Consider the following 20,447-nt stretch of genomic DNA (forward strand, 5'->3'; position numbering starts at 1 on the left):
CCGCGGCAATGGCATCACTGGGTGGCTCGGAAGGGAGCGCGTCAGTGGTCGGAGCGGGCGGGGTGCCGGCGGAACGGACCCACCCGGCAGCGGGGCCGGGGCGGACGACGCCCGCGCGCACCCCTTCGGTGGGAGTGGTCGGAGCCGGCGTCGTGTCGCTGCTGGCTGTCGGAGCGCTGTTCTGGGCCGCAGGTATGCCGGAATGGCTGGGCCGTCCCGGCGTCGTGGCCTGGCAGACCGTCTGCGTGGCCATCACGGTCCAGGCCCTGCCGTTCCTGGTATTGGGGACGTTGGTCTCGGGTGCGGTCAACGCTTTCGTACCGGCTCATGTGTTCAGCAGGGCGTTGCCGCGCAATCCTGCGCTCGCCGTACCGGTGGCGAGTGCGGCGGGGGTCGTGCTGCCCGGCTGTGAGTGCGCATCCGTGCCGGTGGCGGGAAGCCTCATCCGCCGCGGTGTGCCGCCGGCGGCGGCCTTCGCGTTCCTGCTGTCGGCGCCGGCGGTGAACCCGATCGTGCTCGTGTCGACGGCGGTCGCTTTCCCGGGCAGTCCGCAGATGGTGGCCGCGCGGCTCCTTGCCTCCCTCGCCGTCTCCGTGGCGATGGGGTGGCTCTGGCTTCGGTTCGGCCGTGCACGATGGCTGCGGATGCCGGCCCGGCACACCGGCCACCGGCAGGGGCACAGCCGCTGGGAGGAGTTCCGGCTCGGGTTCCGGCACGACTTCCTGCACGCGGGAGGATTTCTCGTCGTCGGGGCGATGACGGCGGCCACGTTCAACGTCGCCGTACCGCGCTCGGTACTGGAGACGTTCTCCGACTCACCGTGGTTGTCCCTCCTCTTCCTTGCCGCGCTGGCGGTCGTGCTGGCTGTCTGCTCGGAGGCGGACGCGTTCGTCGCCGCCTCCCTCACCGGCTTCTCGCCCACTGCCCGGCTCGCGTTCATGGTGGTGGGGCCGATGGTGGACGTGAAGCTGATCGCTCTGCAGGCGGGTACGTTCGGCCGTGGGTTCGCCCTGCGGTTCTCCGCGGCCACGGCTGTGGTCGCCATCGCGTGCAGCGCTCTCGTCGGGTGGTGGCTGCTGTGAGACACACGGTGCAGAACGTGCTGCTCATGGTCCTCGGGGCCGGTGTTCTACGGGTGTCCCTGTTCAGCGACATCAGCCTGCGCTATGTGAAGGAAAGTCTGCAGCCCTACGTCGCCGCCGCGGGGACCGTCCTGCTTGTCGCGGGCTTCATCGGCGCTCTTCACGACAGATCGCTCAGGGCCGCGACGACGGCGACGGATGGGACAGGCCAAGTGGTGCCGTCAGAGCACGGGCACGATCACTCACACGGATCCCGCGTCGGCTGGCTGCTCCTGCCGCCCGCGCTGGCACTGCTGCTCTTCGCGCCGCCGGCCCTCGGGGCGTACACCGCCGCTCGTGACACTCCGTTGATCGTCGAAGAGTACGAGCGTTTCGAACCCCTCGCGGTAGAGGGGCCGGTCCCGTTGTCGTTGACCGAATTCATCGCACGGGTACAGCAGGACGAGACAGGCAGCCTCGAGGGCCGCACGGTCGTCATGCAGGGTTTCGTCACACCGCGCAAGGACGGCGGCTGGGATCTGACCAGGCTCGTCGTGGCTTGCTGTGCTGCGGACTCCCAGTCGTTGGCGGTCACCGTCCGCGGCGCACCGGCACCACCTGCCGACACCTGGGTCAAGGTGACCGGTACATGGCATCCTCGCGGGGCCTTCGGAACCAGGTCGGCGGCGTTGGCGCTGGACACGGCCCGAGTCGAGCGCATCGCTCAACCGGCAAACCCCTACACCGACAGAGCGCCCACCGTCAGCCCCTGAGGCCGACGGGCCTTTGCCGGCCCGTACCGACCCGGTCCGTACCGACCCGGTCCGTTCCGGACTCGTCCGCCGGCGAGGTGGCCAGGCTCGTGGTGGGCGGCGCCATGCCGGCGGTGGTGGCGGTGCGTCGGCTGCTGACGAGGCCGCGGTTCCGCTTCGGCTCGTCCGGCGCGGGCGGCGTGCTCACCGTGGTGTTCACGGGCCTGCCGTTCTTCCGGGGCGCGCTGCGCTCACTGCGCGGCCGCAGTTCACCGGGGACGGACAGCCTGGTCACCGCCGCCACGCTGATCTCGCTCGTGCTCCGCGAGAGCGTGGTCGCGCTGACCGTGCTGTGGCTGCCTGACCTCGGCGAGTTCCTCCAGACCCTCACCCTGCGCCGCACCCGTCGCGCCATCGAGCAACTGCTGACGACCGGTGAGGAACGCGTCTGGGTCGTGCGCGACGGCGGCGTCGAGGCCGAGGTCGCGCTCGACGAGGTGCGGGACGCGCGGCGGGCCATGACCATGCTGCTCATCGCCTGCCCCTGCGCCGCCGGTCTCGCCACTCCCACCGCCATCAGCGCCGCGATCGGCAACGGCGCGCGGCGCGGCACTCTGATCAAGGGCGGCACCCAGCTGGAGGGTATCGGCCGCGTCTCGGCCGTCGTCTTCGACAAGACCGGCACCCTCACCTTCGGGAAGCCCTTGGTGGCGGGCGTGGTGAGCCTCAGCGACCGGTTCATGGCCGACGACGTGCTCAGCCTGGCCGCCTCCGGCGAGCTGCACGCCCGCCACCCCCTGGCGCAGGCCATCGTCGCTCACACGGCGCAGCAGCACCTGCACGTGCCCATTCATCAGGCGTGCGAAGTCGTGCTCGGCATGGAGACCACCGCACGACTGCCGGCGCGGGCACGTGCTTGACCCGTCACCGTCCGGCCGGTCCATGGGGCCGACAGACCCTCGCTCCTTGGCCCGGCACACCGAACCAAGGAGCCCGCGTCGCTCATTGGAGAGCTGCGGCCGGGTATGCCCCCGGTGTGTCTCCCACAGTCCCCATCAGGGTGGCATCTTTGCGATGACGGAAGGGTCACCCTCCCGTGCACGCTATGCTGCAAGCCGCCCCGCGGGGGAAGTCCGGTGGAAGTCCGGCGCTGACCCGCAACGGTAGGCGGAGCCCAACTTGTGGCCCCGTGAGCCCGATTACCCGCGGTGGTGATGGCTCCTGTCAATTCGCCGTGGACTGCGAGAGGGTGCTGCACAGGGCGCCCCGCGTCCCGGGCCGCTCCTGTGCTCACGTGGGTGCACGGCCTGAGGCGAAGGCGATCCGCCCATGGCCACCCCCCTCGAACTCGAACCGGCCGCACCACCTCACGCGGCGCGTACCGGCGCCGGCCCCGCGCCGCCCAAGCGTGTATCACTGCTCCTTCTCTTCTCCACCCTGTGCACCGTGCTGTTGCTCTCCATCGTCTGTGGGGCGGGGATCGGGGCGTCGGGACTGTCCTGGGGAGAGGTGCTGCGTCACCTGTGGGCCGGGCTGACCGGCGGATCCATATCCCCCGACGAAGTCTCGGCGTACACCATCGTGTGGGAACTGCGCTTTCCACGAACCGTGCTGGCCGCGGTCGTCGGGGCCGGCCTGTCCGCCATCGGCGTCGCCGTGCAGGCAATGGTCCGCAACGCCCTCGCCGACCCGTTCGTCCTCGGCATCTCCTCCGGCGCGGCCGTCGGCGCCAACGCCGTCCTCCTCTTCGGAGCCTTCGGCGCTCTCGGCTTGTGGGCCCTGTCCACGGCGGCCTTCCTCTCCGCGCTCCTCGCCATGGTGCTCGTGTACGCGATCGCCCGCACCTCTGACGGTCTGACCCCGCTGCGGCTCGTCCTGACGGGCACCGCGATGTACTACGGCTTCTCGGCCGTCACCACGTTCATGGTGTTCGCGGCCGAGCGCGGCGAGGCGGCCCGCTCCGCGATGATGTGGCTGCTCGGCAGTCTCGGCGGAGCCAGCTGGGCCTCCGTGCCGATTGCCGCGGGGGCCGTGCTCGCCGGCCTCGCCCACCTCACTGTGTCGGCGCGCCGCCTGAACGCCCTGGCGATGGGTGACGAGACCGCGGCCGCCCTGGGGGTGGACGCGGGAAGGCTGCGCAAGGAGCTGTTCCTGGTCTGTGCCGCCGTCACGGGGGCCGTGGTCGCGGTGAGCGGTGCGATCGGCTTCGTCGGCCTGATGGTTCCGCACGCCGCACGGATGCTGGTCGGCGCGGACCATCGCCGGCTGCTGGCCGTCGCCCCACTCGCGGGCGCCGTCCTGCTGATCTGGGTGGACATCCTGTCGCGCGTGGTGCTCGCTCCCGTCGAGCTGCCGGTGGGCGTGCTGACCGCCGTCATCGGCGTGCCGTGCTTCGTCCTGCTGATGCGCCGCCGCTCCTACACCTTCGGAGGCGCGTGATGCGGATCGACATCGATGCACTGACGGTCGAGGTCGCCGGCGCGCGGCTGGTGCGGGAGGTCACGCTCCGAGCGGGCAGCGGGCAGGTCGTCGGGCTGGTCGGGCCCAACGGCAGCGGCAAGTCCACGCTGTTGCGCTGCGTCTACCGGGCCCTGCGCCCCTCGACAGGGACGGTCCGGCTCGGCGGTGAGGACCTGCACTCCCTGAGCGCGCGCGAAGGCGCCCGCCGGCTGGCCGCCCTGCCCCAAGAGGCGGTCACCGAGTTCGACTTCACGGTCGCCGAGGTCGTGGCGATGGGGCGGCTGCCGCACCAGCGGTCCGTGGCCCGGACCACCGACGAGGACCGGAAGGCGTGCGAGGCCGCGCTGGTCAGGGTGGACGCCTGCCACCTCGCCGACCGCGGCTTCCTCACCCTCTCCGGCGGCGAGAAGCAACGGGTCCTGATCGCCCGCGCGCTCGCGCAGCAGCCGCGCGTACTGGTGCTCGACGAGCCCACCAACCACCTCGACATTGCCCAGCAGTTGGAAGTGCTGGCTCTGGTGCGCGGAAGTGGGCTGACCGTGCTCACCGCATTGCACGACCTCAACCTCGCCGCGCTCCACTGCGACCTGCTCCACGTCATCGACAGCGGCCGGATCGTCGCCTCCGGTGCACCGTACGACGTGCTCACACCCGAGTTGCTGGCCGAGGTCTTCGGCGTACGGGCGCACCGTGTGCCGCACCCCGAGTCCGGCGCCGTGCAACTGCTCTTCGACCGTCTCCCACCGACTCAGCCCGCTTCTTGAGGAGCCATGGCCATCATGCCGAACCCCGTACGCCCCGCCGCACTCGCACTCGCCGCCGCCCTGGTACTCACCGGGTGCGGCGCGCAGGTCACTTCCCAGGACGAGGAGGGTGGTGGTGCCCGGGCACGCGGCAGCCACTACCCGGTGACCATCGAGAACTGCGGCCGGACGAAGAGTTACGACAAGGCGCCACAGCGTGTCGTCACCAATGACGTCGGCATCACCGAAATCATGTTCGCGCTCGGACTCGAGGACCGCATGGCGGGCTATGTGATGCCCGACGACAGGGGCGATCTCACAGCCGTTCCCTGGAAGGACGCTTACGAGAAGACGAAGTGGCTCTCGAAGAAGACGATCAACAAGGAACTGGTCCTCGCCGCCCGCGCCGATCTCGTCTTCGCGGGCTGGAACTACGGCTTCAACGAGGGGGAAGGCTTCAGCCCGGCCGAGCTGGAGAAGGTGGGCGTCGACTCGTATCTGCTGAGCGAATCCTGCCGCAACGGGCAAGGGAAGGCCCGCGGGGTGATGCCACCGCTCGAAGCGCTGTACACCGATCTGCGGAACCTGGGAAAGATCTTCGACGTCGAGGACCGCGCCGAGACCCTCATCGCGGACTTCAAGAGGAAGGTGGCCGAAGCGCAGGCGAAGGCCCTGAAGGGCGCCGACCGCCCGCGCGTCTTCCTCTACGACGACGGCCGGGACAAGCCGCTGACCTCGGGCCTGTACGCCGGGCCGCACGACATCATCACCAGGGCGGGTGGCGACCACGTCATGAAGGACCTCAAGGACAGCTGGGCGACGGTGGGCTGGGAGACCGTGGTCGAGCGTGACCCCGAGGTGATCGTGATCAACGACTACGGAGACACCACCGCGGACCAGAAGCGGAAGTTCCTGAAGTCCTACCCCCCGCTCGCCGGCGTCTCGGCCGTGAAGAACGACCGGATCGTCGTCCTCGACTACGCGGAGCTGGTCGAGAGCCCGCGCAATCCCGCGGCCATCGCCTCACTCGCCGCGGACCTGAGGAAATTCGCCTCGTGACCTGACCGGCAGAGGGCCCACTCCCGTGAAGGGATCGCGGGGGCATGGGGGCGGCTGAAGCCCGGCAGAGGTGGTGGTACTTCCTGTGTGCTCAGGACGCTGCGGTGCTGAGGGCCCTTTCCCGCCGGGCCGGACGGCTCGAGTCCGGCCACGCGGGGCGGCTGTCTCCCATGGGGCCTTCTGCTTCCCTCAGGCCGCGAAGACCGCGGTCCGTAGAGCGCGACAACATCGACCTGGAGTCATGGCCGGCTCATCCTCGCATCCCCCTCCCGGTCGCCATAGAGGGGTACGGGAGGTCCCGGGGCTCGCCCCAACCGGTCCGTTGTGGCGCACGCCACAACGCCCGTGGGGAACTCCGTGACCGGTTCGGCCGATTCCTCTCGTGGCCTGAGCACGCCCAACTGCTGCGTTACACGGAGGTACCGGTGGAGACAGAGCAGGTGGCACCTCGGCTGCAGCCGCAGCATCGGGTGGTCATCTGACGTCGCTTCTCACCTGTGCCATGGGGTTTTCGATGCTGCAGCTCTTCCTGCTCGGCGCGCTCGGCCCGGGACTGGTCGACGAACTGGGCATCTCACCTCCCATGGCGCCGGTGGGCCGGACCCCTCGTTGTGATGGCGTGGAGATGATGCAGCGGCTGGTGCCTGACGGGGTCTGGTTCTTCGGGACCTCACTGGCCGGCAGACTCGTTCGCCTGCCGGCCACGGCATGGAAGATGCCCTGGCATCACGAGACCGTCGACGTCCAGGCGGCCTGGGAAGGCGAGACGGCCCGCACCTGGCGACTGCACACCGACGGCCGTTGGGGAGCAGCCGCGGTCACGCTGCGCGGCACGGGCCGGCCCGTGCCGCCGCCGGCCGGCTTCAGCACCGCCGACGAGGTCAGCCGCATACTGATCGATCCGGCCCTCGGCTGGTACAACCGCCGCGACGGGAGCGGAACCGGACGCTATTCGGTGTGGCACGAGCCGCTCACCCTGGAGCACGCCGAAGTGGAATCCGCGCACAGCCAGGTGTTCACCGATCTGGACTCGTCTCCGCCGGCCAGACCCCCTGCCACGCGGGCCTGCAACGCCGCTCCGTATTCGACATCCATACCCCGCCCAGGCGTCATACCCCTGCGCGCGCCCGCTGAGAAGCCGTCGTCTTCAGCTCCTCGGCTCCCGGGTGCCGGTGCGGGGGCGGAAGGGGGGGCGGTGCCTCATCTGGGCTGTCTGCTCCGGGCGTTCACCTCGGCGACGAGGGCACTCAGCAGCTCGTCCTGGGTGAGGGGACGGAGATGCCCGGGGTCGGCGTCCCATTCGCGGCCCCCGGCGAGCGGGCGGACCTGGACGTACGGCCCCTCGTGGCCCATGACGCGGCCGACGCGGTCGTGAGCGCTGTCGTGGACGGCCACGCCGCGGGCGAGCATCCCGTCGGCGTCCTCCGTCACCCGGCGATTCCCTTCGTGATCACGTCCGCGAGCAGATGGGCTACGGGGGCCGAGCACACGCCGAGGTGGACGAGCGCGTACTGCGCGTCGGCCTCGCGGTCGTCGGCCCAGGGCGTGCGGATGTCCATCGCCGGGAGCTGGATGCCGGCCCGGGAGAGAGCGGCGGCGAGGGCGTCGCGGGCTTCGACCGCCTCCTGGATCTTGGGGGTGCGGGGAGAGCCGGGAGTCTGAGCGGTGGGGGTCATATGTCCTCGTCGGTGTGGTGGGCGGGGCGGTGCGGTTCCGCCGGTTCCATGACCGGGCCGCGCCGGCTGAATTACGCTGGGTAGTCCGGTCGTTACGAGGATGCGTCCGGATGTGGGCGACCGTGGCGTGGACGGGGTGGTGCTTCCCCGTCGCCCGGAGGTGGTTCCACACGTTCCACGTCGGTCACACGAACGTCCCGGAGGGAGCAGCGGTATGCCGCAACGACGCGTCATCACCGGCCGCAGCCAGGAACCCCGTCAGCGGTTCGCCGAGGAGCTGCGGATGTTACGGGCGGGGAGCGGGACGAGCCTGCGGGCGCTCGGCGACCGGCTCGGCTGGGACTGGTCGTTGTTCGGCAAGATGGAGAAGGGCGAGACGCTCGGCAGCCCAGAGGTCGTCCAGGCGCTGGAGACGCACTACGGGACACCGGGGCTGCTGCTGGCGCTGTGGGAGCTGGCCGCCGGGGACCATACGCAGTTCCGCGAGCGGTACCGGCGGTACATGGCGCTGGAGGCGGAGGCGGTGAGCCTGTGGCACTTCGCGGTGAGCGTGCTGCCGGGACTGCTGCAGACCCCGGGGTACGCGCGGGAGGTGCTGGCGGCGGGCGGGCTCAAGGGGAAGGAGCTCGAGCAGCAGGTCGAGGCCCGGATGGGGCGGCGGGAGCTGCTGGAGGGCGAGGACGCACCGCCGTTCCGGACGATCCTGTCGGAGGCGGTGCTGCGGACGCCGTTGCGGGATGCGGGGGAGTGGCGGAAGCAGCTCGAGTACCTGGCGGAAATGGCGGAGCGGCCCAACGTGACGGTCCATGTGCTGCTGCACAGCGCGGGGCTGCACGGTCTCATGAGCGCCGACATGTGGTACTTGCTCCTTCCGGAGGGCAGGACCGTGGCGTATACGGAGAACGGCTACCGGGGCGAACTCATCGAGGAATGCGGCCCTGTTGTGCGTTTGCAGAAGAAGTACGATGCGGTGCGCGACCTGGCACTCACCCCGGCTGAGTCGCACAAGTTCATCCTGCGGATGTTGGAGGAAGCAACGTGCGATCCATCGACCTGACTGCCGCGTCCTGGCGCAAGAGCAGCTACAGCAACCAGGACGGTGGAGCGTGCGTCGAGGTCTCCGACGACTTCGCTGCCGCCGTCCCGGTGCGGGACAGCAAGGTTCCGCACGGCCCGGTCCTCGTGTTCCCGGCTGTCGGCTGGACTTCCTTCGTTGCGGCCGTCAGGGACGGGCAGTTGAGCGACTGAGCCGCAGGGCAACGGCACATCTCGCCCTGGTCGCCCGCGACTTCGCGCGCTACGACGAAGGCACGGCGCACGGACGGAGGACCATGAGTGGACTCTCCAGGGTCGCCACCATGGCAAAGGGGAACCGGTCGACCTCGAGGCAGAGTGCGACGTCGTCAGGGTGGACTCCCTGACGCACACCCTCCGCCAGCTCGGCGGCAGCGCGGGACTCGGCGGCGCGGCGGACGAACTCGGCAGCATCCGTCCCTGACTTGGCCCCGGTCTCTGTGGCCCGCCGGGCGATGTATTGAGCACAGGCCAGGTCTTCCTCGGCCTGCCCGTCTTCGCCGGTGACCACGAACGTGACACGGTCACTCCGGCGCGTCCGCAAGAGCCGAGCCGTCGCCTCCGCCACCACGAAAGCGGCGCACAGCACCAGCGACGCGTCCTTGACGGCGAGGGCGCCGACCGTCCCTGCCGTGGTCTTCTGCACAACGGTCCGTCCGCCGAGGTCGACAGGCCGCAGCAGGCCCGGTGAGTTGACCAGGTCGAACCCGGGCGCAGGCGGACCGTCCTTGAGCGCCACCCAATCCGGGTGGCGGGCCTTGAGTGCCAGGGCTTCGTCCAGCGACTCAGCAAGGACGATCTTTTCCGCGCCCTGGGCAAAGGCCCAGGCGGCCACGGTGAAAGCACGCATGACGTCGACCACGACCGCCACGGAAGGGGTTTCGGCCAGTTCGGCGATGCCGAGGAAACGAGCGTCCATACGATCACCATCGCGCATGCCCGGCCCCGAGTATTCAAAGAGTGATGCGCGGCACATCACCGTCCCCGGAGGGCAGTACCTCCGGCTGTCCGCGTCGGGACATGGGTCGTCGTCCATGGCACGCCTTACGACGCCGTTCGCCCCGCCTTTTGTGTGAATCGACAACAGGTTCGAGCTGACCAGGCAACTCCTTCATGGTTTCGGTGACTGACCCTCGACAGGGCCCGGCGGATGTACTTGCGCTGTTGCGCATATACAGCACCTGCCAAGTAACGGGGGGACACTCCGAGGCCGGCGGATGACCGACCAGGTCTCGCGGCGGCATCCACGGAGCCTCGCTCGGGGAGTCCCACCGTTTGCGACAAAGGAGTGACCATGACCGTGCACACCCGTGAAGCGAGCATCCAGGAGCTCGAGCGCGCCTGGATGGAGGAGGCCATCGGCCTCGCCACCAACAGTGTGAGGAACGGCGGCGGTCCGTTCGGCGCGCTGATCGCCATGGGAAGCGAGATTGTCGCGATCGGGAACAACCAGGTCACTTCGAGCCTGGACCCGACCGCGCACGGCGAGGTGAGCGCGATCCGTGCCGCCTGCCAGAAGCGGGGCACCTTCTCGCTCGAGGGCTGTGTCCTGGTCACCTCGTGCGAGCCGTGCCCGATGTGTCTCTCCTCCGCGCTGTGGGCGCGAGTCGACCGGATCATCTTCGCCGCTGACCGGGATGACGCCGCGGTGGCCGGCTTCGACGACCGCAAGTTCTATGACCTGTTTGAAAAGAAGCCCGCGGAGCTGTGGCCGATGGCCGTTGAGCGAGTGGACATGCCGAACCGTAGGGCGCCGTTCGACGCGTGGCTGGCCAAGTCCGACCGCGTCGACTACTGAGAAGACGGCCGGCACGGCCGCTCTGTGGAAGCCTCAGGACTCACTCATCGTGACCTGGGGCTTTTGCTTCTCTCGCCCCCCGCCTCCGTACACCGGGCAACGCCGGCGGTCGCCGTCGGCGCGCCATCACAGTCGTGCCGAAGGGGCGCCCCGCAGGCGTGCGTCGGCACGCGCGCGGGGCACCCCTGTCGGGCCGGGGCGGAGAGTCAGGCGCCCTCCGCCTCGAAGGTGCGCAGCACATCGGCGGCGACGCTCACGGCGATGGTCGCGGGGTCCTTGCCGGTGATGTCGGCAAGCCCGATCGGGGTCTTGATCCGGTCGATGGCGGCCTCGTCGTGACCGCCCTCGGTGGCGAGGCGCTTGCGGAACCGCACCCACTTGGCCGCCGACCCGATCAGCCCGATGGAGCCGAGACGGGGCGTACGCAGGGCGGCGTCGCACAGGGCGGCGTCCTCGGCGTGATCATGGGTCATGATCAGGACGTGGGTGCCGGGCGGCAACTCCTCCAGCACCTCCTCGGGCAGCAGCGGCGTGTGGTGCACGTGCACCTCCGCCACCGCGTCCGCCAGCACGTCGAGCCGCTTCTCGGCGAGGATGTCGGAGCGACTGTCGACCAGGTGGAGGTCGAGGTCCTGACGGGCCAGGATGCGCGCCAGTTCCAGCCCGACGTGCCCGACGCCGAAGATCGCCACCGCCCGTACCACCGGCAGCGGTTCGAGCAGCACCGAGACCGTGCCGCCGCAGCACTGCACGCCGTGCCGGTTGGTCACCTTGTCGTTCAGGGCGAAATCCATCAGCTCCGGCTCGGGCTGGGACGCGGCGATCATCTCCCGCGCCCGGTCGATCGCCACGGCCTCGACGTTGCCGCCACCGATCGAGCCCCACGTCCCGGTCCGGCCCACGACGAGTTTCGCACCGGCGTCGCGCGGGGCATGGCCGCGCACGGCCGCGACGGTGACCAGCACGCCGGACTCCCGGCGTGCTCGCAACCGTGCGACCGCGGCGATCCACGTCATGTCAGGCACCGCTCAGCGCTGCTGCGCCGGTCCGGATCCCGCCGTCGGCGGCGACCCCGTCGCAGGCGTGACCGTTCCGGGCGGCGTCGCCCCGACGAGCGGCCTGGACCGCCCAGTACACCGCCTCCGGCGTCGCGGGCGAGGCCAGCTCGACGCTGACCCCGCTCGGCCCGAACGCCGCGGCGGCCTGCCGCAACGCCTCTCGCACCGAGAACGCCAGCATCAGCGGCGGCTCGCCCACCGCCTTGGACCCGTACACGGCGCCCTCTTCGGTGGCGTTCTCCAGCAGCGTGACGTTGAACTCCTCGGGCATCTCCGAGAAGCTCGGCAGTTTGTAGGTGCTCGCGGCCTGGGTCAGCAGCCGGCCGCGGTGCGGCCCGTCGGTGGCGTCCCAGCGCATGTCCTCGAGCGTCAGCCAGCCCGCCCCCTGCACGAAGCCGCCCTCGACCTGACCGATGTCGATCATCGGGGACAGGCTGTCGCCGACATCGTGCACGATGTCCACCCGCCGGATGCGGTACGCGCCGGTGAAGCCGTCCACCTCCACCTCGGCCGCGGCGGCGCCGTGGGAGAAGTACTTGAACGGCGTGCCCCGGAACGTCTTCGCGTCCCAGTGCAGTCCCTCGGTCCGGTAGAAGCCGGCCGCCGACAGCTGAACGCGCTGGAAGTACGCGGTGCGCACCAAGTCGTCCCAGGCAAGCTCCCGGTCGCTGCCCAGGGCGCGGGCGACGCCCGCCACGATGCGTACGTCCGAGGCGTTCGAACCCAGCTGCGAGGCGGCCACCTGCAGCAGCCGCTCGCGCAACTGCTCGCAGGCGTTCTTCACCGCCGCGCCGTTGAGATCCGTTCCGGCACTGGCGGCGGTGGCCGAGGTGTTGGGCACCTTGTCGGTCCGCGTCGGGGCGAGGCGGACCTTGTGCAGCGGGATGCCCAGCGTGGTCGCGGCCACCTGCAGCATCTTGGTGTGCAGGCCCTGGCCCATCTCGGTGCCGCCGTGGTTGATCAGGACCGAGCCGTCCTTGTAGATCAGCACCAGCGCGCCGCCCTGGTTGAAGGCGGTGAGGTTGAACGAGATGCCGAACTTGACGCCGGTGACGGCGAGTGCCCGCTTGGTGTTCGGGTGCGCGGCGTTGAAGGCGGCGATCTCGCGCCGGCGATCGGCGACTTCTCCGCCTGCCAGGGTCTGCTGCCAGACGGCCGCGATCCGTTCGGGACGGACGACCGGCTGTCCGTACGGCGTCGCCTGGCCCTCCTGATAGAAGTTGCGCTCCCGCAACTCGATCGGGTCCAGGCCGAGCAGTGGCGCGCACCGGCCCATGATGTCCTCGATCACCAGCATGCCCTGCGGTCCGCCGAAGCCGCGGAAAGCGGTGTTGGAGACCTTGTTGGTCTTGGCGATGCGACCGGCGATGCGCGCGTTGGGAATCCAGTAGGTGTTGTCGATGTGGCACAGCGCACGGGCCACCACCGGCTCGGACAGATCCAGGCTCCAGCCGCCGTCCGCGGTCAGGGTGGCGTCCAGGGCCCGGATGCGGCCGTCGGCGTCGAAACCGATCTTCCACTGGGCGTGGAACCCGTGCCGCTTGCCGGACATGGTCAGATCCTGCGTCCGGTTGAGCCGCAGCCGAACCGGCCGGCCGGTCAGCCTGGCGCCGAGCGCGGCGACGGCCGCGAAGCCGTGCGGCTGCATCTCCTTGCCGCCGAAGCCGCCGCCCATCCGCAGGCACTGCACGGTCACCTCGTGGCTGTGCAGACCGAGCACGTGCGCGACGATCTCCTGGGTCTCCGAAGGATGCTGGGTGCTGCTCTGGACGAACACCTGCTCGGCCTCGTCGACATGGGCCAGCGCCGCGTGCGTCTCGAGGTAGAAGTGCTCCTGGTCGGAGAACTGGAGCTCGCCGGTGAACACATGCGCGGAGTCGGCGAAGCCGGCGTCGACGTCACCGGTCAGCATCACGGGCCGCGCGCCGTGAAAACTGCCCGCCGCCATCGCGTCCTGCAGCGTGACCACGGAGGGCAGTTCGTCGAGTTCCACCTCGACGGCCGCCGCACCGAGCCGGGCCGCCTCCAGCGTCTCGCCGAGCACCCAGGCGACCGCGTGGCCGTAGAACATGACCTCGTCGGGGAACAGCGGTTCGTCGTGCTTCATCCCGGCGTCGTTGACGCCGGGCACGTCGGCGCCGGTCAGCACGCGCACCACGCCCGGCACGGCGAGCGCGGGCTCGGTGCGCAGCGCGGTGATCCTGCCGTGGGCCTTCATGGCCTGGACCGGGTAGGCGTGCAGCACGTCCTTGGTGCGCTGGACCAGGTCGTCGGTGTAGAGCGCGGTACCGGTGACATGCTGGACGGCGCTCTCGTGCGGCATCGAGAGGCCGACGACGGGCTTTTCGGGACGCTCGGACAGATGGCTCATGACGGCACCGCCTCGGTGGTCTGTGCGTACAGCTTCAGCAGGCTCTGGCCCAGCATCGCGGAGCGGTAGAGGGCGCTGGCGCGGTGATCGTTCATCGGTGTGCCCTCGCCGCGCAGTGTCCGGGCCGCGGCCTCGACGGTCTCCGCCGTCCACGGCCTGCCCTCCAGGGCCGCCTCGGTGGCGAGGGAGCGGATCGGGGTGGCGGCCACGCCGCCCAGGCCGATGCGTGCCTTGCGGACGACCCCGTCCTCGATGTCGAGCGCGAAGGCGACCGCCACGCTGGAGATGTCGTCGAAACGCCGCTTGGCGATTTTGTGGAAGGCCGTGACCGGCGACAGCGGCAGCGGGACGCGCACCGAGCGGATCAGCTCGCCGGGACGGCGCACACTCTGCCGGTAGCCGGTGAAGTACTCCGCCAGCGGGACCTCGCGCTCGCCGTCGGCGTCGGCGAGCACCACCGACGCCTCCAGCGCGAGCAGTACCGGCGGGCTGTCACCGATGGGGGAGCCGGTGCCCAGGTTGCCGCCGAGGGTCGCGCCGTTGCGGATGAGCCGGGACGCGAACTGCGGGAACAGCTCGGCCAGCAGCGGGACGTCGCCGTCGAGGCGGCGTTCGATCTCGGTGAGCGTCAGCGCCGCCCCGATCTCGATGTGGTCGGACGTGACCCGCAGCTCCCGCAGTTCGGCGAGCCGGTCGACGGCGACCACGCAACCGGCCCTGCGGGAGCGGATGTTCACCTCGACGCCCCAGTCGGTGGAGCCGGCGACCACCACCGCGTCGGGCCGCTCGCGCAGCAGCTCCAGCGTCTCGGCCAGGGTGCTCTTCCGCAGGAACGCGCTGTCGTCCTGGACGTACTCGGTGGCGGCCGGCGCGGGCGGGGCCTGCTCGCGGCGCTGCGCCAGCGGGTCCTCGCCGGTGGGCGCGCCGACGGCGAACGCGGCATCGCGAATCGGACGGTAACCGGTGCAGCGGCACAGGTTTCCGCTCAGGGCGTGCAGGTCGAAGCCGTTCGGACCGTGCTCGGCGTCGGTGCCGCCGTCCGGGTCCGTGCTGTCGGCCGAGTCGGCGTGCGCGCAGCGGTCGGGCCGGTAGTACTCGGCGGCCATGCTGCAGACGAACCCCGGCGTGCAGTAGCCGCACTGGGAGCCGCCGCGCTCCGCCATCTCCTTCTGCACCGGGTGCAGGGCGGACGGCTTGCCGGGTTCGCCGGCGGTGGCGAGACCCTCGGAGGTGATGATCTCCTGGCCGTCGAGCGCCGCGACCGGGACCAGACAGGCATTGACCGCCACCCAGTCGGTGGGCTTGTTCACCCCGGGCCGGGCCACCAGGACCGAGCAGGCACCGCACTCACCCTCGGCGCACCCCTCCTTCGTTCCGGTGAGGCCGCGCTCGCGCAGGAAGTCCAGCGCTGTGGTGTGGGGTGCGGCCGGTGAGATCGGTGCTTCTTTCCCGTTGACCGTGATCCGCGCCGCTACCATGACGGGCCCTCGTTTCGGTGCGCGATCGGTCGGTTCATGATGTTCGCCAATTTCCGGCAGCTTTCTGTGTTCAGACGCGCCGCGTGGGAGGAGCGGGCGCAGAAAGGGTTCAGGCGCGCCACGTGAGAGGAGCGGGCGCAGGAAGGCACGTGACAGCGACGTGCTGGAATGCGGTGACGGGAAACCCGGAATGTGCCACGCAAGGGCACATCAGAACGGCGTGCTCAGCAGCCGTGCGCGATCCGGCCCGGGACCCAGACGGTGCACTGGGCGAGGCGACCGAGATCAGAACTGATGCACATCCGCTGATCGCCTCCTTCCGGGCGTCATGGATCGACGATTACCGCAAGCTAGTGGCTCACGTCACCGAGGTCAAGAGGCTGGGACGACGCCGGACCGGCGGCTGCGGATCGCGTGCCGCCGGGCTTCACGGCGGCCCGGCGTCAGACCGTACGTACCGACATCGCGTACGACCGGCCGTTGCACGCCTGAAGGTGGCCGACCTCGGCCTCCAGCGCGTCCTTCGGGACCTCGGGGCTCTCGGCGAACAACTGCACGTCCACGGCCCCGTCGGTGATCTCCCACACCCCGGCGACCCGGCCCCGGTACACCACGACGGGCGTGATCCAGCCGGACGTACGGCTCACCGCCTTGCGCCGCTCCGCCCGCAGCAGGCGGGTGTCGGACGTGCCCGGGCCCAGCACGTACTGGTCGAACCCGGCCAGCAGCCGTACCTCCTGCGACGGCCTGGCCGCCGCCAGCGCGTCCACGTCCTCGGCACGCAGGTAGCACGTCGTGCCGTCCACCTCCACCTGTGCCAGCTCCTCGCCGAGCGAGGCGAACCAGCCGCGCACCGTGGCCTTGCGGTGTGCGTTGCGCGTCAGCCAGGCGTCGAAGGTCTCCGGCGTGGCGGGCCCGTGCGCCCCCAGGTACGCGGGGATCACGGTGCGGGCCGCCTCCTCCGGATCGATCGTCCCGGACCAGCCGGGCACCCGGTCGCGCGGCGAGGCGAAGGTGACGCGGTTGCCCTGGTTCGGGCCGTGGCACAGCTTCCCCGTCCAGGCCAGCGGCTTGAGCACCGTGCCCCAGCCGGACGTCAACTGCGCCTCGAAGGAGGCGAACCGGCCGTCCGCGACCAGGGCCTGTGTGAGTTCCTGGCGGGTGAGGGCCCGGCCGGCGAGGATGTCGTCGACGGCCTCGCCGAGCGCCGTCATCTGCGTCGGCGTCACCCCGAACGTCCGCTGCCAGGCGGGCTTCTCCCAGGTCCGTGCCGCCGCCATCAGCGACAGACAGGCCGCCACGTGCTCGGCCGCCACGAGATGCAGCGTCCCCCGCATCACCCAGGTCTTGACCACCTCGCGCGTGTCGAGCGCCTTCTCCACGCCGCCGGCCTCCGGCTTCTGCTGCCGGGTGGCGAGGGCGAGCTCCGCGGACGAGGCCACCTGTGCCTGCACTCCCGCCAGCTCCCGGACCAGCCGCGCGACCGAGGACGTCCCCCGCGGGGCCAGGCTCTGCTGCCGCAGCCGCCAGGCGAGCACCTGGTCCTGAGTCACCTGCATGAGCGCGCTCCTCGGTATAGGTCGCAGATCGCCTGCCATCCTGCCCGAACGGCGCATCGAGCCGTGTCCGATTCACCGGACACAACGGACTCCCGCCGCCGGGCAGGTAGTGGCAGGTCGTGCTGTCAGGGCGCCGGGACGTCCCGTGAGGGTGCGGACCTCGAACTCGGCGAACTCCGCCCGGTCCGGGGGCTCCTTGCCGAGGGTCGAGCCGCGCCGGCCGAGAGTCGCCGAGGCGACCCGGTGCCGGGTGGCCCCGGTGCGCCACCAGTGGACGCTGTCGTTGTTCATGCCGAGTGTGCTGCTCTGTGACATGGCGGGTCCTGGTTCGTGGTGAGGGGGCGCCCGGGTCGCCGCACCCCGAGGGGGCGGGAGGGGCGGGGGATCTCGAAGCGGCCGCGTCGGGGCTCGGGCGTGACCGGTGCCGGGTACGACGGGGCTGGGCGGCGGGGCTGGGCGGCGGGGCCGGTCCGCCGAGTGCGACGAGACCCACCGGGACGAGATCCACCGAGCCGGACTCTGTTCCGATTATCGGTGTTGTTTGTGCTATTACCGGAATTCCCTTAGTATCCCTGCCATGCCTCCCGCACAGCGAACGCTGCGCACGGCACAGTCCGCGCCAACGGACCCGTGTGTGCGGCCCGTTGGGGCGGCAGCCCGGCGGTCTCCGCGCCGGACGCCGAGCAGTCGCAGGGTGGAGGGCCGCCGCATTTCGGGTGCCATGTCCTCCCGCCACCGGGATGCCCGACCGTCAGGACGGGCAGCCGACGCGGCCCTCGAGTTCATCGCCGGTGAGTCGGCGCCCGCTCCGAAGGACGCGGGCCGGACGCCGAACACCGCTTTGCCCCCAAGGAATCAGCTATGGCTTTCTACCGCCGCACCGGCACCGTCCCGCCCAAGCGGCACACCCGGCACCGCCGCCCCGACGGGGGCCTGTACTACGAGGAACTGGTCGGGGAAGAGGGCTTCTCCACCGACTCCTCGCTGCTCTACCACCACCACATCCCCGCGGCGATCGACGGCAGCAGGCCCTGGGAGCTCCCGGCCCCGGCCACGGTCCCCAACCACCCGCTCAAGCCCCGCCACCTGCGCACGCACCTGCTCTTCCCCGACGCGGAACACAACGCGCTCGACGCGGTCACCGGCCGGCGGCTGCTGCTCGCCAACGAGGACGTACGCATCTCCTACGTCGTGGCGGGCAGCCCCTCGCCGCTGTACCGCAACGCCATCGGCGACGAGTGCGTGTACGTGGAGAACGGCGCCGCCCGGGTGGAGACCACGTTCGGCACCCTGGACGTCGGCCACGGCGACTACGTGGTGCTGCCGCGCGCCACCACCCACCGCTGGGTGCCCACCGGCGCCGAACCGCTGCGCGCGTACTGCATCGAGGCCAACAGCCACATCGCGCCACCGGAGCGATACCTGTCCAGGTACGGGCAGTTGCTCGAACATGCCCCGTACTGCGAACGGGACCTGCGCGGCCCCGACGGACCCCTGGTCGTCCTCGACGACACCAGGACGGACGTCTACGTGAAGCATCGCGGGCCCGGCCCGGGCGGCATCGCCGGCAGCGTTCTCACCAGCCCCCGGCACCCGTTCGACGTGGTCGGCTGGGACGGCTGCCTGTACCCGTACGCCTTCAACATCGCGGACTTCGAACCGATCACCGGCCGGATCCACCAGCCGCCGCCCGCCCACCAGGTCTTCGAGGGCCACGGCTTCGTGATCTGCAACTTCGTGCCGCGCAAGGTCGATTACCACCCGCTGTCGATCCCGGTGCCGTACTACCACTCCAACGTCGACTCCGACGAGGTGATGTTCTACTGCGGCGGGAACTACGAGGCACGCGCCGGCTCCGGGATCGAGCAGGGCTCCGTCTCCCTCCACCCGGGCGGCCTTCCCCACGGGCCCCAGCCGGGCGCCCAGGAACGCAGTATCGGGATCGAGTACTTCGACGAACTCGCCGTCATGGTCGACACCTTCCGGCCGCTGAGCCTGGCCGAGGACGCCCCCGCCTGCGAGGACCCCGGCTACGCGTGGACCTGGAGCGGCCCCGGCGCGGGCCGCACCGGTGAGCCCATCGAGGACCCGCAGGCCCCCGGTCCGGACGCCAAGGAGACCAGCGCATGACCCGCACCTGGGTACCCGTACCCGACGACAGTGACTTCCCCGTGCAGAACCTGCCCTACGGAGTGTTCTCCCGGCCCGGTGAGCATCCCCGCGTGGGCGTGGCCGTCGGGGACGCCGTGCTGGACCTCTCCCGGCTGGAGCTGCCGTACCGGGCCGTCTTCGCCACCGACTCCCTCAACCCGTTCATGAGCAGAGGGCGCCCGGCCTGGCGCACGGTGCGCGACCGGATCACCGAGCTGCTGACCGACCCGGCCCACCGGTCCTCGGTGCAGCCGCACTTGATACCGCGCACGGACATCACACTGCACCTGCCCTTCGAAGTGGCCGACTACGCCGACTTCTACGCCTCCGAGCACCACGCCACCAACCTCGGCAAGATCTTCCGTCCCGGGCAGCCGTCGCTGCCCCGCAACTGGAAGCACCTGCCCATCGGCTACCACGGCCGGGCCGGCACCGTTGTGAAGTCCGGGACGCCGGTGGTGCGGCCCAAGGGGCAGTACCTGGTGGGCGACGCCGAGGCGCCCGCCTTCGGCCCGTCCCGGCGGCTGGACATCGAGGCCGAGATCGGATTCGTGGTCGGCATGCCCTCCGTCCAGGGAGCCTCCGTCCCCACGACGGCCTTCGCCGACCACGTCTTCGGCGTCGTCCTGGTCAACGACTGGAGCGCGCGGGACATCCAGGCCTGGGAGTACACACCGCTCGGGCCCTTCCTCGGCAAGTCGTTCGCCACATCGGTGTCGCCCTGGGTGGTCCCGCTCGACGCGCTGGGCGCCGCCCGGGTCCAACCGCGCCAGAATCCGGCGCCGCTGCCGTATCTGAGCGAGGGCGAGAGGTGGGGCCTGGACATCGCCATGGAGGTCCGGCTCAACGGGCACCTGGTCTCGACCCCTCCGTTCGCCGACGTGTACTGGACCGCCGACCAGCAGCTCGCCCACATGACCTCCAACGGCGCCTCACTGCGCACCGGTGACCTGTACGCCTCGGGCACCGTGTCCGGGCCCCGCCGTGATCAGCGCGGGTCGCTGATCGAGCTGACCTGGAACGGCGCGGAACCGCTGGCGCTGCCCGACGGCTCCTGCCGCGCCTACCTCCTGGACGGCGACACCGTCACCATCAGTGCCTCCGCCCGCTGCGCGGACGGCACCCGGCTGGGCTTCGGCGAGGCGACCGGAACCATCGAGTCGGCCGGTGCCTGAACGGCCGGCGGCCCCTGCGCGCGCACCACCCC

19 protein-coding genes, 1 pseudogene and 1 riboswitch are annotated in these 20,447 nt (G+C 70.7%); of the genes and pseudogenes, 12 read left to right on the forward strand and 8 right to left on the reverse strand.

Annotation, left to right across the window (positions count from 1 at the left end; all coding sequences use genetic code 11):
- Positions 1–8 precede the first annotated feature (8 nt).
- From ACWD01_RS25085 to ACWD01_RS25115, 7 genes and pseudogenes are all read left to right on the forward strand, one after another.
- Positions 9–1,082 carry a permease gene (locus ACWD01_RS25085; RefSeq protein WP_451165044.1) on the forward strand — a complete coding sequence of 358 codons (1,074 nt, stop codon included), beginning with the start codon at positions 9–11 and terminating at the stop codon, positions 1,080–1,082.
- Between the two features lie 26 nt (positions 1,083–1,108).
- Positions 1,109–1,834, forward strand: coding sequence for a TIGR03943 family putative permease subunit (locus ACWD01_RS25090; RefSeq protein WP_451165095.1), 726 nt, complete (start codon positions 1,109–1,111; stop codon positions 1,832–1,834).
- 77 nt (positions 1,835–1,911) lie between these two features.
- Positions 1,912–2,733 (forward strand): HAD family hydrolase, encoded by an 822-nt coding sequence (locus ACWD01_RS25095; RefSeq protein ID WP_451165045.1) that lies wholly within the window; start codon positions 1,912–1,914, stop codon positions 2,731–2,733.
- 157 nt (positions 2,734–2,890) lie between these two features.
- Positions 2,891–3,039, forward strand: a riboswitch (cobalamin riboswitch).
- Positions 3,040–3,142: 103 nt separating this feature from the next.
- The gene (locus ACWD01_RS25100) at positions 3,143–4,252 is read left to right on the forward strand and encodes a FecCD family ABC transporter permease (protein ID WP_451165046.1); all 1,110 of its coding nucleotides are present in this window, start codon (positions 3,143–3,145) and stop codon (positions 4,250–4,252) included.
- Positions 4,252–5,037 (forward strand): ABC transporter ATP-binding protein, encoded by a 786-nt coding sequence (locus ACWD01_RS25105; protein ID WP_451165047.1) that lies wholly within the window; start codon positions 4,252–4,254, stop codon positions 5,035–5,037. The genes ACWD01_RS25100 and ACWD01_RS25105 overlap by 1 nt, the downstream gene beginning before the upstream one ends.
- 15 nt (positions 5,038–5,052) lie before the next feature.
- Positions 5,053–6,075 (forward strand): ABC transporter substrate-binding protein, encoded by a 1,023-nt coding sequence (locus ACWD01_RS25110; protein WP_451165096.1) that lies wholly within the window; start codon positions 5,053–5,055, stop codon positions 6,073–6,075.
- Positions 6,076–6,703: 628 nt separating this feature from the next.
- Positions 6,704–7,117 (forward strand): annotated as a pseudogene (locus ACWD01_RS25115) (DUF2071 domain-containing protein); the annotation flags it as partial.
- 158 nt (positions 7,118–7,275) lie between these two features.
- Here ACWD01_RS25115 and ACWD01_RS25120 read toward each other — a convergent pair.
- Both ACWD01_RS25120 and ACWD01_RS25125 read right to left on the reverse strand, forming a co-directional pair.
- The gene (locus tag ACWD01_RS25120; protein ID WP_451165097.1) at positions 7,276–7,485 is read right to left on the reverse strand and encodes a hypothetical protein; all 210 of its coding nucleotides are present in this window, start codon (positions 7,483–7,485) and stop codon (positions 7,276–7,278) included.
- A 17-nt stretch (positions 7,486–7,502) separates the two neighbouring features.
- Positions 7,503–7,751 (reverse strand): hypothetical protein, encoded by a 249-nt coding sequence (locus ACWD01_RS25125; RefSeq protein ID WP_451165048.1) that lies wholly within the window; start codon positions 7,749–7,751, stop codon positions 7,503–7,505.
- 214 nt (positions 7,752–7,965) lie between these two features.
- Here ACWD01_RS25125 and ACWD01_RS25130 point away from each other — a divergent pair, with 214 nt between their 5' ends.
- Entirely contained in the window at positions 7,966–8,808 is an 843-nt protein-coding gene (locus tag ACWD01_RS25130; protein WP_451165049.1) for a helix-turn-helix domain-containing protein, read from the forward strand.
- Complete coding sequence (locus tag ACWD01_RS25135) at positions 8,790–8,999, forward strand: DUF397 domain-containing protein (protein ID WP_451165050.1); 210 nt, start codon at positions 8,790–8,792, stop codon at positions 8,997–8,999. The genes ACWD01_RS25130 and ACWD01_RS25135 overlap by 19 nt, the downstream gene beginning before the upstream one ends.
- Positions 9,000–9,048: 49 nt before the next feature.
- Here the strand turns inward: ACWD01_RS25135 and ACWD01_RS25140 are convergent, their stop codons facing one another.
- The gene (locus tag ACWD01_RS25140; RefSeq protein ID WP_451165098.1) at positions 9,049–9,744 is read right to left on the reverse strand and encodes a 2-phosphosulfolactate phosphatase; all 696 of its coding nucleotides are present in this window, start codon (positions 9,742–9,744) and stop codon (positions 9,049–9,051) included.
- A 375-nt stretch (positions 9,745–10,119) separates the two neighbouring features.
- Here ACWD01_RS25140 and ACWD01_RS25145 point away from each other — a divergent pair, with 375 nt between their 5' ends.
- The gene (locus tag ACWD01_RS25145; RefSeq protein ID WP_451165051.1) at positions 10,120–10,623 is read left to right on the forward strand and encodes a nucleoside deaminase; all 504 of its coding nucleotides are present in this window, start codon (positions 10,120–10,122) and stop codon (positions 10,621–10,623) included.
- 206 nt (positions 10,624–10,829) lie between these two features.
- Here ACWD01_RS25145 and xdhC read toward each other — a convergent pair whose 3' ends face one another.
- The 5 genes from xdhC to ACWD01_RS25170 all read right to left on the reverse strand — a co-directional run bounded on the left by xdhC (position 10,830) and on the right by ACWD01_RS25170 (position 17,404).
- Entirely contained in the window at positions 10,830–11,639 is an 810-nt protein-coding gene (xdhC, locus tag ACWD01_RS25150; RefSeq protein ID WP_451165052.1) for a xanthine dehydrogenase accessory protein XdhC, read from the reverse strand.
- A gap of 1 nt (position 11,640) precedes the next feature.
- Positions 11,641–14,052 carry a xanthine dehydrogenase molybdopterin binding subunit gene (gene xdhB, locus ACWD01_RS25155; protein WP_451165053.1) on the reverse strand — a complete coding sequence of 804 codons (2,412 nt, stop codon included), beginning with the start codon at positions 14,050–14,052 and terminating at the stop codon, positions 11,641–11,643.
- Positions 14,049–15,530 (reverse strand): xanthine dehydrogenase small subunit, encoded by a 1,482-nt coding sequence (locus tag ACWD01_RS25160; RefSeq protein ID WP_451165054.1) that lies wholly within the window; start codon positions 15,528–15,530, stop codon positions 14,049–14,051. Before ACWD01_RS25160 ends, xdhB begins: the two co-directional genes overlap by 4 nt.
- Positions 15,531–15,973: 443 nt before the next feature.
- Complete coding sequence (locus ACWD01_RS25165; protein ID WP_451165055.1) at positions 15,974–17,089, reverse strand: winged helix DNA-binding domain-containing protein; 1,116 nt, start codon at positions 17,087–17,089, stop codon at positions 15,974–15,976.
- A gap of 72 nt (positions 17,090–17,161) precedes the next feature.
- Positions 17,162–17,404 carry a hypothetical protein gene (locus ACWD01_RS25170; RefSeq protein ID WP_451165056.1) on the reverse strand — a complete coding sequence of 81 codons (243 nt, stop codon included), beginning with the start codon at positions 17,402–17,404 and terminating at the stop codon, positions 17,162–17,164.
- Between the two features lie 546 nt (positions 17,405–17,950).
- Here ACWD01_RS25170 and ACWD01_RS25175 point away from each other — a divergent pair.
- Together ACWD01_RS25175 and fahA are read left to right on the forward strand one after the other, a co-directional pair.
- Positions 17,951–19,219, forward strand: coding sequence for a homogentisate 1,2-dioxygenase domain-containing protein (locus tag ACWD01_RS25175; RefSeq protein ID WP_451165057.1), 1,269 nt, complete (start codon positions 17,951–17,953; stop codon positions 19,217–19,219).
- A complete protein-coding gene (gene fahA / locus ACWD01_RS25180; RefSeq protein WP_451165058.1) occupies positions 19,216–20,415 on the forward strand; it encodes a fumarylacetoacetase in 1,200 nt (399 codons plus the stop codon). The genes ACWD01_RS25175 and fahA overlap by 4 nt, the downstream gene beginning before the upstream one ends.
- The last annotated feature ends 32 nt before the right edge of the window (positions 20,416–20,447 follow it).

The sequence above is a fragment of the Streptomyces sp. NPDC002835 genome (assembly GCF_053591995.1).